The 14,007-nt window shown below is 37.4% G+C and carries 15 protein-coding genes; 8 read left to right on the forward strand and 7 right to left on the reverse strand.

Translation table 11 applies throughout. The features are described 5' to 3' along the window. Nucleotides 1–187 precede the first annotated feature (187 nt). On the reverse strand, nt 188–901 hold the full coding sequence (locus M1F17_RS12920) for an RNA polymerase sigma factor FliA (RefSeq protein WP_144141324.1): 714 nt from the start codon (nt 899–901) through the stop codon (nt 188–190). A 618-nt stretch (nt 902–1,519) separates the two neighbouring features. On the opposite strand from M1F17_RS12920, the gene M1F17_RS12925 reads away from it, so the two are divergent. After that, complete coding sequence (locus M1F17_RS12925; RefSeq protein ID WP_166184924.1) at nt 1,520–2,698, forward strand: MFS transporter; 1,179 nt, start codon at nt 1,520–1,522, stop codon at nt 2,696–2,698. Between the two features lie 184 nt (nt 2,699–2,882). Here M1F17_RS12925 and M1F17_RS12930 read toward each other — a convergent pair whose 3' ends face one another. After that, on the reverse strand, nt 2,883–4,193 hold the full coding sequence (locus tag M1F17_RS12930) for a FliC/FljB family flagellin (protein ID WP_110591531.1): 1,311 nt from the start codon (nt 4,191–4,193) through the stop codon (nt 2,883–2,885). 380 nt (nt 4,194–4,573) lie between these two features. Here M1F17_RS12930 and fliD point away from each other — a divergent pair, with 380 nt between their 5' ends. The 3 genes from fliD to fliT are packed head-to-tail and all read left to right on the forward strand — an operon-like array spanning nt 4,574 to nt 6,812. Next, the gene (gene fliD / locus M1F17_RS12935) at nt 4,574–6,016 is read left to right on the forward strand and encodes a flagellar filament capping protein FliD (RefSeq protein WP_094961191.1); all 1,443 of its coding nucleotides are present in this window, start codon (nt 4,574–4,576) and stop codon (nt 6,014–6,016) included. A gap of 18 nt (nt 6,017–6,034) precedes the next feature. Then, on the forward strand, nt 6,035–6,433 hold the full coding sequence (fliS, locus tag M1F17_RS12940; protein WP_094961190.1) for a flagellar export chaperone FliS: 399 nt from the start codon (nt 6,035–6,037) through the stop codon (nt 6,431–6,433). Continuing rightward, nucleotides 6,423–6,812 (forward strand): flagellar protein FliT, encoded by a 390-nt coding sequence (fliT, locus tag M1F17_RS12945; protein ID WP_094961189.1) that lies wholly within the window; start codon nt 6,423–6,425, stop codon nt 6,810–6,812. The genes fliS and fliT overlap by 11 nt, the downstream gene beginning before the upstream one ends. A gap of 53 nt (nt 6,813–6,865) precedes the next feature. On the opposite strand, the gene def is transcribed toward fliT, so the two are convergent. Continuing rightward, complete coding sequence (gene def, locus M1F17_RS12950) at nt 6,866–7,375, reverse strand: peptide deformylase (RefSeq protein ID WP_318837005.1); 510 nt, start codon at nt 7,373–7,375, stop codon at nt 6,866–6,868. Between the two features lie 699 nt (nt 7,376–8,074). Between def and M1F17_RS12955 the strand changes: the two genes are divergently transcribed. Beyond that, entirely contained in the window at nt 8,075–8,998 is a 924-nt protein-coding gene (locus M1F17_RS12955) for a YadA C-terminal domain-containing protein (protein ID WP_318837006.1), read from the forward strand. A 135-nt stretch (nt 8,999–9,133) separates the two neighbouring features. Here the strand turns inward: M1F17_RS12955 and M1F17_RS12960 are convergent, their stop codons facing one another. Further along, nucleotides 9,134–9,634 (reverse strand): hypothetical protein, encoded by a 501-nt coding sequence (locus M1F17_RS12960; protein ID WP_318837007.1) that lies wholly within the window; start codon nt 9,632–9,634, stop codon nt 9,134–9,136. A 466-nt stretch (nt 9,635–10,100) separates the two neighbouring features. On the opposite strand from M1F17_RS12960, the gene M1F17_RS12965 reads away from it, so the two are divergent. The 3 genes from M1F17_RS12965 (at nt 10,101) to aes (ending at nt 12,436) form a co-directional block, all read left to right on the forward strand. Continuing rightward, entirely contained in the window at nt 10,101–10,568 is a 468-nt protein-coding gene (locus M1F17_RS12965; protein ID WP_318837008.1) for a DUF1097 domain-containing protein, read from the forward strand. 551 nt (nt 10,569–11,119) lie between these two features. Next, nucleotides 11,120–11,251: an entericidin A/B family lipoprotein gene (locus M1F17_RS12970; RefSeq protein ID WP_004255580.1), complete on the forward strand. Its 132-nt coding sequence runs from the start codon at nt 11,120–11,122 to the stop codon at nt 11,249–11,251. A gap of 219 nt (nt 11,252–11,470) precedes the next feature. Further along, nucleotides 11,471–12,436: an acetyl esterase gene (aes, locus tag M1F17_RS12975; protein ID WP_004255582.1), complete on the forward strand. Its 966-nt coding sequence runs from the start codon at nt 11,471–11,473 to the stop codon at nt 12,434–12,436. 93 nt (nt 12,437–12,529) lie between these two features. Here aes and cspA read toward each other — a convergent pair whose 3' ends face one another. The 3 genes from cspA to fliE form a co-directional block, all read right to left on the reverse strand. Continuing rightward, nucleotides 12,530–12,742 carry an RNA chaperone/antiterminator CspA gene (cspA, locus tag M1F17_RS12980; RefSeq protein WP_036957846.1) on the reverse strand — a complete coding sequence of 71 codons (213 nt, stop codon included), beginning with the start codon at nt 12,740–12,742 and terminating at the stop codon, nt 12,530–12,532. Nucleotides 12,743–13,025: 283 nt separating this feature from the next. Next, on the reverse strand, nt 13,026–13,238 hold the full coding sequence (locus M1F17_RS12985) for an AAA family ATPase (protein WP_071585855.1): 213 nt from the start codon (nt 13,236–13,238) through the stop codon (nt 13,026–13,028). A 455-nt stretch (nt 13,239–13,693) separates the two neighbouring features. Then, a complete protein-coding gene (gene fliE, locus M1F17_RS12990; protein ID WP_004255594.1) occupies nt 13,694–14,005 on the reverse strand; it encodes a flagellar hook-basal body complex protein FliE in 312 nt (103 codons plus the stop codon). Between the last annotated feature and the right edge of the window lie 2 nt (nt 14,006–14,007).

Raw genomic sequence — 14,007 nt, forward strand, 5'->3', positions numbered from 1 at the left:
AAAAGCGTAGAAATATAGTAGAAAAAACAAATTTGAATGAGCTTTAAAATACCCCTATGCGTATGCTCTAAATAATTCGTGCTACAGCTAGGCGGCAAGCTAGTTTAGCCCTAGGAGCATACATCAGTATGTGACTAGGGTGAACTAGTGAAGCCAACAACGCTGTGGTGCGAAGTATGACGAGCATCTATCTGAGGCGGCCGCGGAGGCGCTTAATAGCCTGACTATGCAGCTGACTCACCCTTGACTCCCCCACCTCCAACACCGCGCCAATCTCCTTCAAATTCAGCTCTTCTTGGTAATACAGCGTCAGCACCATTTTCTCGCGCTCAGGCAGCTGCTCAATCGCCGCCGCAATTTGGTCACGCAAGCTGGAGTCCAGCAACAAGCTCAACGGGTTACCGCCGTCATCTTCATCCATTTGTGGCTCACAGCTTTCCCCGTGAATTTCATGCCACTCATCATAGGAAAACAGTTGGCTATTATTGGTGTCTAGTAGCGCTTGGCGATACTCAGCAAGGTCAATATCCAGCGCTTTGGCGATTTCCGACTCAGTCGCACTTCGCCCTAAAGATTGTTCCAGCGCACCAATGGCTTTGGTCATTTCTCGTGCTTGGCGGCGCACACTACGCGGCACCCAGTCACGACTACGCAATTCATCTAGCATTGAGCCACGAATACGCTGCACCGCATAGGTAGCGAACGATGCCCCTTGGGTGACATCGAAACGTTCCAATGCATGCAGTAAGCCTATGCCCCCCGCTTGAATTAAGTCGTCAATGTCAACACTAGCGGGTAGTCTAACTTGCAGTTTTAGGGCTTCATGGCGTATTAGAGGGTAATAACGCTCCCATAGGCTATTTTTATTAATCACACCTTCGGCAGTATACAAATCACTCACAACCTGAATCACCCTTCAAGCTCTATAAAAGTTATTCATTATCTGTGTTGGTTTTGAATTCAATCCGTAGAGTAAGGCACTAAATATGGCTTTATTTGCCTTATCCTAAATAGGTAAAATTTGAATGATTGCAATGTTAACGATTGTTTTAACACAATTTTTAGGGAATTTTACTGGTAATACAAGAGGGAGTGGTTGTTTTATTGAGAAGTGATTTTGTCATTAAATTGCAGATTTGGACTTTAGACTTTGTTATTGACTAAATTAGCCTTCTTAAAGCAAGTGAAGTTATCGGTAAGCAGCAAGCTAGCTTAACACTAAGCATGAGAACCAAAGTAAACATAGCACTAGATATGGGAAATAATGACAAAGAAAATAATCAGATTAATGGATTATATATAAATAATATCATTGTTAAATACAATTAATATTAATTGAACATTAAGTTAATTCGGACTAACAAGGTAAACAACTTATTATTTGACAGATTTAACTTATATAATGTATTTTTACATTCACTAATGTAATAGCATATTAGTTTAATTAAAAAGTAAAATAACATATAGATATTTTTAATTTATTATCTTTTAATTTAAACTTAAATAATTAAGAAGAAAAATGATATACAAAATATATTTCTTTTATTTTTTCTATCTTTTCCCAATGTGGATATCCAAAACATTGCAGCCTATCTACTGGGAACAGCAGGCGCAATTAACGTTATTTTCAATTTCGTACGTAATGATGGCAATTGCGGGGGCCTGCTCACTACTTTATGCCAAAGGACTGTCCCAAATTGGCACTAAGCATGGGTTAATGGTGGGCTTTTTTCTATATGGAGGCGGCCTTGTTCTTAGAGCCTATCCCACAGGCATGGCTATCGCTGTCACGTCAGGTTTGATGGCAGGGATGGGTGCGAGTATTATCGCTATTGCACTTAAATCACTGATTTTTAATATTGATAAACAGGAACAAAATAAAGTCCTGCTACACACCGATAATTTAAGCACAATTGCACAAAGCCTTGGGGCTTTTATTGCAGGAGGGCTAGTGACGATTTTATCAATTATCGATCAAACTCCATATCGTTCCGCCTTATTGATTAGCGGGGTCATGGTATTAATCGCCATTGTAGCCATTCCTTCATTAAAAATACCAAAAACTGAGAAACCATTAGTAAAAAAAGGCTCCCAAAAAGGCACTTCATTTTTTCATTTTCTCAATAAAGCAGATTTAGTTTTATTTATTGCATTTATTCTCAGTGGCACCAGTTGGGCGTTGATCTTACCCATTATCCCAGTGTATTTAAAAAACATGCATTTTTCAGATGCGAATGTTGGCCTTGTGATGTCATTAGGCATTATTTCTGGGCTAGTACTCAAAAACCTTTTTATGTTTATTTTTTCTGACAAAGATAAACCTATCTCATTACTCGTTTTTTCTGGTTTATGCATGCTGATGCTCTATGGTATGTTTTGGTCAATAAAATTTAGCTCCCCGATTGTTTTCGCCATCTCGATTATTGCCATGTATATGTTTAGAACCGTTTGCTCACTGCTGATCAATTTGGTTGAGATGGAGATTGCACGCAAAGGGAATGCCGAACATATTTTTGGTTTAATACAAACCGCATTTTTGACAGGGGATATCTTTGGCGGAATTTCCCTACCCTATGTTTATGAGTCTGGTTTTCTGGTTAACACCCCTCTGGTTATTATTATTTTTATTCTGTTATCAAATATATTAATTTACAGCTGTGCCAAAACCAGCGCTAAAAGCCATACAGAACTTGTCTGAAAATGCTTAAGCGAGCCCTAAATAATTCGTGGTGCGGCTAGGCGACGAAGGAGATTATCCCGATGAGCGTACATAGGTACGTGATTCGGGTGAGCGACTGAAGTCAACAACGCTGCGGCGCGAAGTATGACGGGCAAAGAAAAGGCCAGCAATGCTGGCCTTTAATCAGGAATACAAGTCTAAATTAACGTAACAGACTTAAAACACCTTGTGGAACTTGGTTAGCTTGTGCCAACACAGCAGTACCTGCTTGTTGCAGAATCTGACCACGGCTCATGTTAGAAACTTCTGTCGCAAAGTCAGCATCTTGAATACGGCTACGTGCTGCACTCAGGTTGTTAACAGAGTTGTTCAGGTTATTGATAGTAGACTGCATACGGTTTTGGATAGCACCTAAAGAAGAACGGAATGAGTCAACTTGTTTTAAAGCATCATCAATAGCAGCTAGAGGCTCATCGGAAATTCCCATTTTAACGTCAGTAGCGGTTGATAAATCTACTTTAGCAGGATCTAACTTTCCTGTACTTGAATCAAAATCAGTTCGTTTAACTTCATAATATTTATCATCTTTTTTCAGATAAAACTCACCTTTAATAGCTTGTCCTGTTTTTTCATCCATTTTTTGAATGAGTTCTTCACCGGCTCCCAATTCGATAGCATTCATGTCTTTCTTTTCAGCTATAACTTCAGTTGCATTCGTTGCTGCCACTGGAGTTCCTACTGGAGAAGAATATTTAAGGTTTGTTGTCGTTGCTATATCTAATTGGCCATTATCTTTGAAATTATCTTCAGATAATTTTTTAAACTTACCAGTGCTTTCTTCATAATATAAATCACCATTATTATCTGCAAACACCTTACCAGTAGAACCCGTGTCGTCATATTTCACAGCTGCAGCTGGAGCACCATCAATTTTAACCTCTGTTGTAGCAAGGTCTTTAACTTGTTCACCAAGACGGCTTTTCACGCTTAAATCTAATTTATCAATATTTAATGTCGAGCTATCGATTTTTTGCAGGTTTATACCTATTGTTTCTCCATCATTAGCACCAACTTGAATATTTAATGTGCTTGTATCTTGCAATACTTTAACACCATTAAATTGAGTTTGTTCCGAAATACGGTTAATTTCATCCATACGCAACTTAACTTCATCTTTAATTGATTGAATGTCAGAGTCTGAGTTTGAACCCGTTCTTGCCTGTACAGTCAGCTCACGAATACGTTGTAAGTTATCGTTGATTTCGTTAACTGCACCTTCCGCAGTTTGTGCGATAGAAATACCGTCGTTAGCATTACGTGCTGCTTGGGTTAAACCTTTAACGTTAGCTGTGAAACGGTTAGCAATCGCTTGGCCAGCTGCATCGTCTTTTGCGCTGTTAATACGTGAACCAGATGATAAACGCTCAATCGCCGTACCTAATACGCCTTGTGAACGGTTTAAGTTGTTCTGAGTCGTCAGAGACAAAATGTTAGTGTTGATAACTTGTGCCATGATGTGATCCTTATTATTCAAATTAATGCGTTAAGCCAAAATGCTTAACTTGATGAATTTCGTCAGCAACTAGGTTATCGGCTACAAAAAAGTCCCCTTTAGGCTTTTTGATGAAAATTTTTATCTGTAAGGTTGAAAATGCCTTTGCAGCCCGCTTTTAATGCCATTATTTTTAACATTTTCATTTTTAACATATCCATTTATTTTTATTAATTTTCTTATTATTTAATTTCAATAGGGATAATTACCTACTTTTCCAGTATCAGCTCTCGCCATCACTCTTTTTCAGAATAGTCTAAAATTTTGCTCCGTTTTGCCGATAAGACTCTAAATAAATTTTATTTCAGAGTTTATGTCACAGACATAGAATAGGAGAAAACATGGCAGGAATATCCACACTCGGTATCGGGTCAAACTTAGATTTAAACGTGCAAATGGACCAATTAGAAGCGATGGAGCGCCGTCGTTTAGAGCCACTGACCACGCAAAAAGCCAGTTATGACGCGCAAATTAGCGCCTTTGGCAAAATGCAGTCGTCCTTAGAAAAACTAAAAAAAGCCGCCGAGGACTTAAAAAAATACGGCGATATCAGCACCACCAAAGTGAATGGCGAATACAAAGCCTTTGACGTGAAAACTGACGGCAAAGCGGTAGCGGGTGTACATGATGTGATAGTCACTCAGTTAGCAAAAGCACAAACTATCGCCACCAAAGGCACACCTAACAATAGCAATAAAGAATTGCTGGGCAATGGTGCACCTGAGCGAACCATTACCATCACACAGCCGTCACAAAAAGAAGATAAAGATAAAATCGTTATCAAACTGGATAACGAGCACACCTCACTGATTGAAATTGCGGATGCCATCAATAAAACTGATAAAGGCGTTTCCGCATCCGTCATCAAAGATAAAGACAATATCTATCACCTTGTCGTTACCTCTAAAAAAGAAGGTAGTGAAAACCGTATTAGTATCAATGTGGAAGGCGATGACAAACTGGCTGCTATTCTTAATGTTGAGTCTGAAATTGATGCGGATGGTAAGGTTACCTTAAAAAATGCCGACACCAGTGGTATGGTGCAAAAAGTGGCTCCACAAACTGCCTTATTGGAAATCGATGGTTTCAAATTAGAATCACAAACCAATGAAGCCAAAGACTTATTTCCTGGTTTAACCTTAACGCTGAAAAAAGAAAGTGAAGACGGTAAAGCTGACCATTTAATCGTTTCGGAAGATATTGAACCCGCCAAAGGTAAAATTAAAGCGTGGGTAGATGCCTATAATGAATTCCAAACGTTAGCCAAAGAGCTCACCAAATACACCCCAACGGAAAAAGGCACCGCACCAGATAAAACCAATGGCCCACTAATTGGTGATTCCACTTTACGCATGATCCAGAGCACCCTGCGCACGCAAGTTCGTATGCCACAAGCCAGTGGGGAAGTCGATACTCTGGCTAAAATGGGTATTAAACAAAAACTGGATGGCACCTTAGAAATCGATAATAAAGTGCTAGATAAAGTGCTCAAAGAAAACCCATCGAGTGCCAAAGTGTTTTTTGCCGGTGACGGTAAAGAAACTGGTTTTGGGACTGAAAACTTTAACTACTTGAAAGACACCTTGGACAGCAAAGAAGGCACCCTGCACAACGCCACCGATGGTATCCAGAAGAAAAAGAAAAGCTTAGACAAACGGATTGAGCAGACCAATAAACAAATCGAAAACACCATGGACATGTACCGTCGTCAATTCCAAAACCTCGATAAAATGATGACGTCACTGAACAGCACCAGTAATTCATTAGGCCGATTATTAGGCTAATACTTTTAGGTTAAAAACATGTATCAACGACACGCACAGCAAGCCTATCAGCAGGTCGATTTGGAGAGTGAAATCACCAATGCGACCCCATACCAACTGATCCAAATCCTGTTTAAAGGGGCGCTAAGTTCCCTAAAACGTGGGGAAATTTTTATGCATCAGGGTAAGGTGGCTGAAAAAGGTAAAGAAATCTCAAAAGCTATCGACATCATTGACACAGGGTTAAAGCAGTCGTTAAATTATGAAGCTGGCGGCGAACTTGCAGAAAATTTAGCAAGTTTGTATGAGTATATGACTATGCAGCTACTCCGTGCCAACCTCGAAAACAACGTGGCTTATGTCCAAGAAGTTTACCAATTACTCTCCGATATCGCCTCTGCGTGGCAACAAATCGGTGCAAATGTGGATGAAAGATAATCAGGTGGACAATAAAAATCCTATCGATTTACAAGAAATATACCGTAATGTCTTAGTATTAAGTGAAAATTTAGTTGCCTTAGCGCAATCCGGGGAATGGGAGACGTTGGTCTCCCGAGAGACAGAATATGTCCTTGCGGTGGAAAACCTCACCAAGTTAACGCAAGCGTTCGAAAAACAGCAGCCAATAACTGAAGAGTTTATTCAGTTATTGCATAAAATTATTGAAAATGAACGCGTTACTAAAGAATATTTACAACAGCATTTAAACTTTTTAAGCAAAGAAATTAAGCAATTAGACCAAAAACGGGTACTCAATAATAGCTATGGCCAATTTGATGAGCCAGACACCCCGTTAGTCGTTCGCCCCATGGAATGAATTTAAGTGTCAGGCCAACAAGCCTGACACCCTCTTCCCTTCGGGATTACAGCCTATTGTTGCTGCTTTAGACGTTGCTGCTTTTTCAGTTTTTTCAACAGCATATTGCGTTTTAACGGCGACAAGTGGTCAAGAAACACTTTACCGTGTAAGTGGTCAATTTCATGTTGCATGACAATTGCTAAAAACTCGTCACTATCCACTTCAAACGCTTTACCGTGCCTATCGAACGCTTTCACTTTAACGCGCAGGAAACGCTCTACATCCGCGTAGATCTCCGGCACTGACAAGCACCCTTCTTGGTAGCTGGTTTCCCCTTCACTTTCGACGATTTGAGGGTTAACAAATACCATGGGCTCATCACGGTTTTCTGAAATATCAATCACCATAATGGATTTAGTTTCAGCAATTTGCGTAGCAGCGAGGCCAATGCCGTTATCCGTGCTGTACATGGTATCTAACAAATCGTCGATTAAGGTTTGTACTGCAGCGAAATCTGTCACTGGGCTGCATTTAATGCGCAGTCGTTCATCTGGAATTTCAATAATTTCTCTTACTGCCATAATTTAAACCCTATAAATTCGATTACTTTTATTCAAATATCAATAATTCAAAATATTTTAGGCGACAGTAATGGCATTCGATAGCCGCTAACTGCCCCCACAACTCTGCCAGTGAAGTATGACGAACAGATAAAATATTATCGTCTTTCTATTTCATCAACAACATGCAAAAAATGGCATTGTTAATCAGAAATAAAATTTCACTTTAAACATCAATAAATTATCACTAAGCTGTTTAGCTTAAACCCTTATGCCACACAAGGTACATAAAATTTCACAGAAAAATAACACGTTATTTGGAAAAAAACATCTAAAATAGAAAAATGGTGCTCCTTTGTAGGTTTCCAACTGTTTTTATTTTTATCGGCTAGTCGCAGTTATTTGCCTATGGATATTTAATTTTATGTTTTTTCATCATAAAAATACAGTTGGGCCACATTCAAATTATTTTCAAATTAATATAAAATAAATAATAAGTGGCTTATCTTATAATTTAATCAATTTAAAAAAACCATATATATTTACAATATAAATATCACTGTCTTTATTCCAATCAAACACGAATATCCCGAATAAATATAATTTAAAAAATCGATTTTACCTGCCAGAAAAATGACCCTATTATAAATAAGTTGAGAAAAAAACCCCCACTTCATTCTTCTTTAGATAATATTTTTAATATAATACGGAAATTAACACATGGAAAAGAAAGCATTAGCTCGTTATTTAGCGGCCATATTACTCAGCGGATTGTCTTACACTGCAGTAGCCAACACTACATATCCAAAGACCGCACAAACATTAAGCGATATCAATGCACAAGGGATTAGTAATAATACTCTAGGTGTTAATAATAATACTAGAAGAATCATTTCTATCAATAAAAAAATCGGTGAGATTGATAGCGAAATTAACCAGATGAACTCAAATTTCGGTAGTGACATTGAAAAATTAAATATAAGGCATCTTAATATTAAATTAGAAACGAAAGATATACGAGATGATTTAAACAAATTGCAAGATGAAGTATTGTATTTTGAAGATAAAAATGCCGAAAAAATACAAAGTAACACTGATTTAATTAATGACCAAATCACATCAATACAAAAAGATAAAGAAATAGAGCACCATGCGTTTGACTCAAAATTAAAAGAAGTTGAATTATATGTACAAGGTGCATTAATTGGTGTAAATGCGGCGGACCAAGTCACCGAACAATTAAATACCAATATTCAGAATCTTGATAAAAAAGTTATTGGAAACACCTCGTCAATAAAAACCCTAAAAAGTGACGCGACCAAAACACAAAAAGCGAACGAAGTTAAATTCACAAAGTTAGAAAATAAATTTGACCATGGGGTCAACCAGCTTGATAGCAAAATAGATAAACGAGCCCAAGAAGCCAATTCTGGTATCGCATCCGTTGCTGCAATGAGCAATATCCCTTATGCAACAAATACCCGGTTTAGTGCCGGGGTTGGCGTAGGTAATTACAAAAATGGTTCTGCGATCGCTGCCGGGGCTCAATATCAACTAAAAGAAAATATCAACTTACGCAGTTCTGTTTCTTGGAACAATTCAGATGCTGCCGTTATCGGAGCGGGTGTCGCCTTCGGTTGGTAACTATCTAGCCCCTATTTTTCATAGGGCCTTAAAAATAATTTATATAACATTAACCAATAGTACCAATGATATATTGGTACTATTTTTAATCGCCCTAATCGGCCAATATCTAAATTAACTAGCTATGAGTTGTAATTAATCTTGGTGATAAGTCACAATCGCAATTGGTGTTGGGTTAATGGTAACCCAAAGGTTAGACATACCGACATGAGTTAGCAATGACTCACTTAGCTTATTACAACTGGTTTCAGATTGGCATTTCGAGAGAATTTCATTGGCGACTTGCGGGCTAAGCCCTTGCTTTGCCAAATAACTCATTTCATTTTCTAGCTTTTGTTGGAAGTCCGCAAAATCTGGTTTTGGCGAGGTATAATCTTCAACACCAACAAGTGTAGTGGCAACTTGAATGAGTGCACCATCATCAAAAGTGAGTTGATTTTCATAGCTCCAATCATTAAAAGGTTTTTGCTGCCCAAAAGTACAAACTGTTTTACTGCCATTTGCTTGGCATTTCCCCGCCTTAATAAAACTGATGCTATCAATACTTTGCCCCCAGTTTAAGCCAAATGGTGCGGTCGATGTGGTATCACACCCTACTAATAGCAGCGCAGCAACCCCAGCTATCATCCATTTCATACGCTCACCTCACAAGTCAATTTACCTCATGCTACAGGGTGAGGAGGCTAAATTGAAGTAAAAATGTCATCAGCTATTAACTCAAACAACATTAATATTTATATTTCAAGTTATTTATTTAACGATAATTTTACATATAATTAGTCATTATCAAAAAAATAGAGTTAACACAGATAAATCATCATATGTGCATTGCCAGATTTACTTTGGGTCTATACAATGCTCTGCTTTACACGATCCCAGTACCACTGCAATACAGATAACTATCATATTATTAGTCAGTTACCCCTCTAGCAACACTTGAAACTCCCTAGATGGTTCTTGAATAACAAGATAGCTGAATCGTTACAACTTAACTTTATAATTAATTGCTTTTGTAACGAGTGGATTTTGTAACTAACTGGTGGACTAACAAGCATTCACCAATCTCATTGTTAACAAATAACCATAACGTAAAGTACAAATTGTGAAATTATTATTCTCTCTTTCTTTAACAACCGCCATTCTCTCTGGTATATGGGCTTGGGTTGCAGATAGCTTAGGGTTAATCGGCTGGGCCGGATTTTTAGGCTGTACCGCATATTTTGCTTACCCCAAAGATGGGCTTAAAGGACTAGGTATTACTGCACTAACCGTCAGTAGCGGTGTAGTTTGGGGGTTGGTAATCCTGCATAGCGGTGACTACCTGCAACACTTACCTCATTTTGTTGGGTACTTTGTTACGGGTATTGTTGCCTTTTTGATGTGTATGCAAGCTAAAAAACAGTGGCTTTCTTATATACCAGGCACGTTTGTGGGTACCTGTGCTATTTTTGCGGCTGAAGGTGCTTGGTTGGTAACGATTCAATCACTATTAATCGGTGTGCTATTTGGCTTTGCAATGAAAAAAAGTGGGCTTTGGTTATTTGAAAAGTACTTATCGGATAAAAACTAAAAAAAACCGCCAATATGGCGGTTTAAATAAATCAATGAAACCAAGGGAATTTCAAACAGATTCGATATTACATTAAAATTGTCTAACAGCAATATATAACATTTTGATTTAACTAGTAATTAATCGAATATTAAACTAAGTACCCTTACTTATACCCACAAATATAATAATGATAAGTTTGTTAATAAAATGATAAAATTCGGACTTGAAATTCCAATTTAGATTAATAAAGCTTATACAACTTGTCAAACATCAGTCGAATTAATTCTTTTTAATATAATCATATAGTGAAATTCAGATTTTTCTGCATCCTTATATTATCAATAAAAAAGTAAAACCTTTTCTAAGCACCAATATGTTTTTCTTTCGTTAATTGATAACTTAGACTATTAAACCAATCAAAAGCGAAATAAAAGCGTAATAAACTAATTAAATTCACATGGCTAGAACGTAAAATCAGAATCGTTTGAAAAACACACTTTCATTCCTCTGCTATACTTGAATAAGAATATCTTAAGACCTATAACTGAATGTAACGAAAGGAAGAAGATATGATTAAAAAAATTTGCTTTTTAGCCTGTTCATTAGCTGTCGTATTCTCTTTAAGCGCATGCAACACCACCAAAGGTGTTGGTGAAGATATAGAAGCAGGTGGCGAAGCCATACAAAGAGCAGCTAAATGATGGCTAACAACCATCATCCTTAAATATTAGCTACCTCGACTAGAACTGACATATATACCAAACGGTGACAGTTTCGCCGTTTGGTATATAAATTAAAGAGCCTATAAATTCCTAAACCTTACTCTATTGAAATACAGAACATTTTAATATTGGCTAACAGGATCACAATTTAATTATGCCTCTCTTTTACAATGGAAGCCATCCAGCTAGGAGAGCATAATGAACCCGAAAAATAAAATTAATGTGTTAGACCACATTTCACCTGAAATGCAATCTGTAATGCAATTTTATGCAGAAAACCCATCCCCTTCCCCTATTGACACCAGCTATTACGGAATGCGACAAGCGTATATTGAAGATAGAAAATATTGGAATGCAGAAGCGCCAATGATGCACAATATTTACGATATTCAAATACCAACTCAATATGGCAATATTTTGACTCGTCTATTTCAACCCCTGAAGTCACCACCAGCAACTTTATTTTATATTCACGGAGGCGGGTTTATTTTAGGTAATTTACAAACTCATGACCGCATAATGCGGTTACTAGCCTGTTATTCAGGCTGTACCGTTATTGGAATAGATTATTCGTTATCCCCTGAAGCTCGTTACCCCCAAGCCATTGAAGAAATATCCACCGTTTACCAGTATTATCAACAAAATGCCGCAGAGCATAATATCAATATGCAACAAACTGGCTTTGCAGGTGACTCAGCTGGTGCAATGTTATCTCTTGCTTCTATACTTTGGTTGCGTGATAACACTATAGAAAGTGCCAATATTAAATCCGTTTTATTGTGGTATGGGCTTTATGGCTTACAGGATTCAATCAGTCGGCGGCTATATGGTGGGGAATGGGATGGGTTACAAAAAGAAGACTTAGAAAATTATGATAATGCCTATCTCGGGGAAAATGGTGATAGAGAAGCCCCTTATTACTGCTTATTCAATAATGACTTAACCAATGATATTCCACCTTGCTTTATTGCTAGTGCAGAATTTGACCCGCTATTAGATGATAGCTTGGCTTTATTCCGAACACTCGACGCTAACAATATATCTTGTGAATATAAAATGTACCCAGGAACTTTGCATGCTTTCTTACATTACTCTCGCATGATGCAAATATCAGATGAAGCAATTCGTGATGGTGCGAATTATTTTATCAAACAACTTTTATAATATTAACTCTATATTTATTGAAGATAACAGACGATAAAACGAAAAAACCTCGCATTTAGCGAGGTTTTTGAATGCTTAGCGATTCGTTTATCGTTATTTAGCGATAACGTTAGCTGCTGCTGGGCCTTTAGCACCATTTTCAATGGTGAATGAAACTTGTTGGCCTTCTGCTAATGATTTGAAGTTATCACTTTGAATTGCAGAAAAATGAACAAATACATCTTTGCTGCCGTCTGCAGGAGTGATAAAACCAAAACCTTTATCATCGTTAAACCATTTTACTGTACCAGTCATTGTATTAGACATAGAATTTCCTTTAATTTTTTAAAATTGCCATAAGGCATGTTGCGGTTTGTTCTTGTGGTACTTATGGGAATTAATTAGAAGGAATTCGCAATGAAGTGGTATCTGAGATAACGCTTAATGGTGAACATCTTAAAACTGACTAACATAAATAGGCCTGTACTTCCAAACCAGTGAGCACATTAAGCCACACTTATAACCAAATGGCAAATTTTATTTTCACATCAATTCAAGAAACAAATAGTTTGCTGTTTATCCGAACCTAAAAGAAAGCACATCTTCAGGTTTAATACCTATCAAAAACACCATAATCAGGCCTTTCGCCCCTCATCACCGCTCGCTGTTGCTCATGTACCGCTTCTCTATCGGCTCTTTTTTGTTCGGATGAACGGGCGTCTTTATGTGGCTTTGGCCATGTTGGTTTATCAGGCTCGAAAGAAGGCGTAAATGTACAACCCGTAATTAAAAATAGACAAAATAGCGAAGATATTACTTTCATAATGGCTTTTATTTTTCCAATACAGCGATTAGGTAAAAACACTTAATCATGATACCAATATTTATCATTTATCTAAATCATTATTTGGATACTACTTTGGTAAAATGACCATTGATAATTCACAATAACAATATATAAAGTAGGATTTAAGATAACAAAAAAGCCGCATCACGCAGCTTTTAAATCTTGTAATGCATTACAGTTATGATTGACTACTTTTTTCAGTTGGGTCAAACGGAAGCCCACCAGCAAAGACAAATGATAACCCAACAATAACGAACGAAACCATAACAAAACACTTATCAATAAATCGTTTCATACTGTTATTCCTATGCTTGATCATCGAATTAAAATATGCGAACCGATTATTATTGGCAATAAAAAATTACCCCATTACTTTCCCAACAGAGTACTAAAAGATCAATTAATTTATTACATTCAAATAAATAGTAAAATCATACTGGCATAGACATAATTTCTTGATACGCCGCCACTAGCTTATTACGTACTTGAATTCCCATTTGTAAACTTAAACTTGCTTTTTGCATATCAACCATCACGTCATTTAAGGAAATATCTTGCTTTCCTAACGTGAAGTTTTCAACTTGCTTAGCTGAATCATTACGTGTTTTATTAATTTGATTTACGGAAGCAACTAGGTGATCAGCAAATCCAACTGGCTCTATTACGGGTTTAATTGGGTTAGTGGCTTGGGTTGCCACGACATTTAATTGTGAAATAACCCCTTCAATCGCTTGAACTGTCATTC

Source organism: Providencia sp. PROV073 (genome assembly GCF_033688125.1).
GTDB classification, from domain to species: Bacteria; Pseudomonadota; Gammaproteobacteria; order Enterobacterales; family Enterobacteriaceae; genus Providencia; species Providencia hangzhouensis.

Coding starts and splice junctions, on each gene's coding strand:
- M1F17_RS12925 (WP_166184924.1), top strand. CDS start 1,520: ATGATATACAAAATATATTTCTTTTATTTTTTCTATCTTTTCCCAATG.
- M1F17_RS12930 (WP_110591531.1), bottom strand. CDS start 4,193: ATGGCACAAGTTATCAACACTAACATTTTGTCTCTGACGACTCAGAAC.
- fliD (WP_094961191.1), top strand. CDS start 4,574: ATGGCAGGAATATCCACACTCGGTATCGGGTCAAACTTAGATTTAAAC.
- fliS (WP_094961190.1), top strand. CDS start 6,035: ATGTATCAACGACACGCACAGCAAGCCTATCAGCAGGTCGATTTGGAG.
- fliT (WP_094961189.1), top strand. CDS start 6,423: ATGAAAGATAATCAGGTGGACAATAAAAATCCTATCGATTTACAAGAA.
- def (WP_318837005.1), bottom strand. CDS start 7,375: ATGGCAGTAAGAGAAATTATTGAAATTCCAGATGAACGACTGCGCATT.
- M1F17_RS12955 (WP_318837006.1), top strand. CDS start 8,075: ATGGAAAAGAAAGCATTAGCTCGTTATTTAGCGGCCATATTACTCAGC.
- M1F17_RS12960 (WP_318837007.1), bottom strand. CDS start 9,634: ATGAAATGGATGATAGCTGGGGTTGCTGCGCTGCTATTAGTAGGGTGT.
- M1F17_RS12970 (WP_004255580.1), top strand. CDS start 11,120: ATGATTAAAAAAATTTGCTTTTTAGCCTGTTCATTAGCTGTCGTATTC.
- aes (WP_004255582.1), top strand. CDS start 11,471: ATGAACCCGAAAAATAAAATTAATGTGTTAGACCACATTTCACCTGAA.
- cspA (WP_036957846.1), bottom strand. CDS start 12,742: ATGTCTAATACAATGACTGGTACAGTAAAATGGTTTAACGATGATAAA.
- M1F17_RS12985 (WP_071585855.1), bottom strand. CDS start 13,238: ATGAAAGTAATATCTTCGCTATTTTGTCTATTTTTAATTACGGGTTGT.
- fliE (WP_004255594.1), bottom strand. CDS start 14,005: ATGACAGTTCAAGCGATTGAAGGGGTTATTTCACAATTAAATGTCGTG.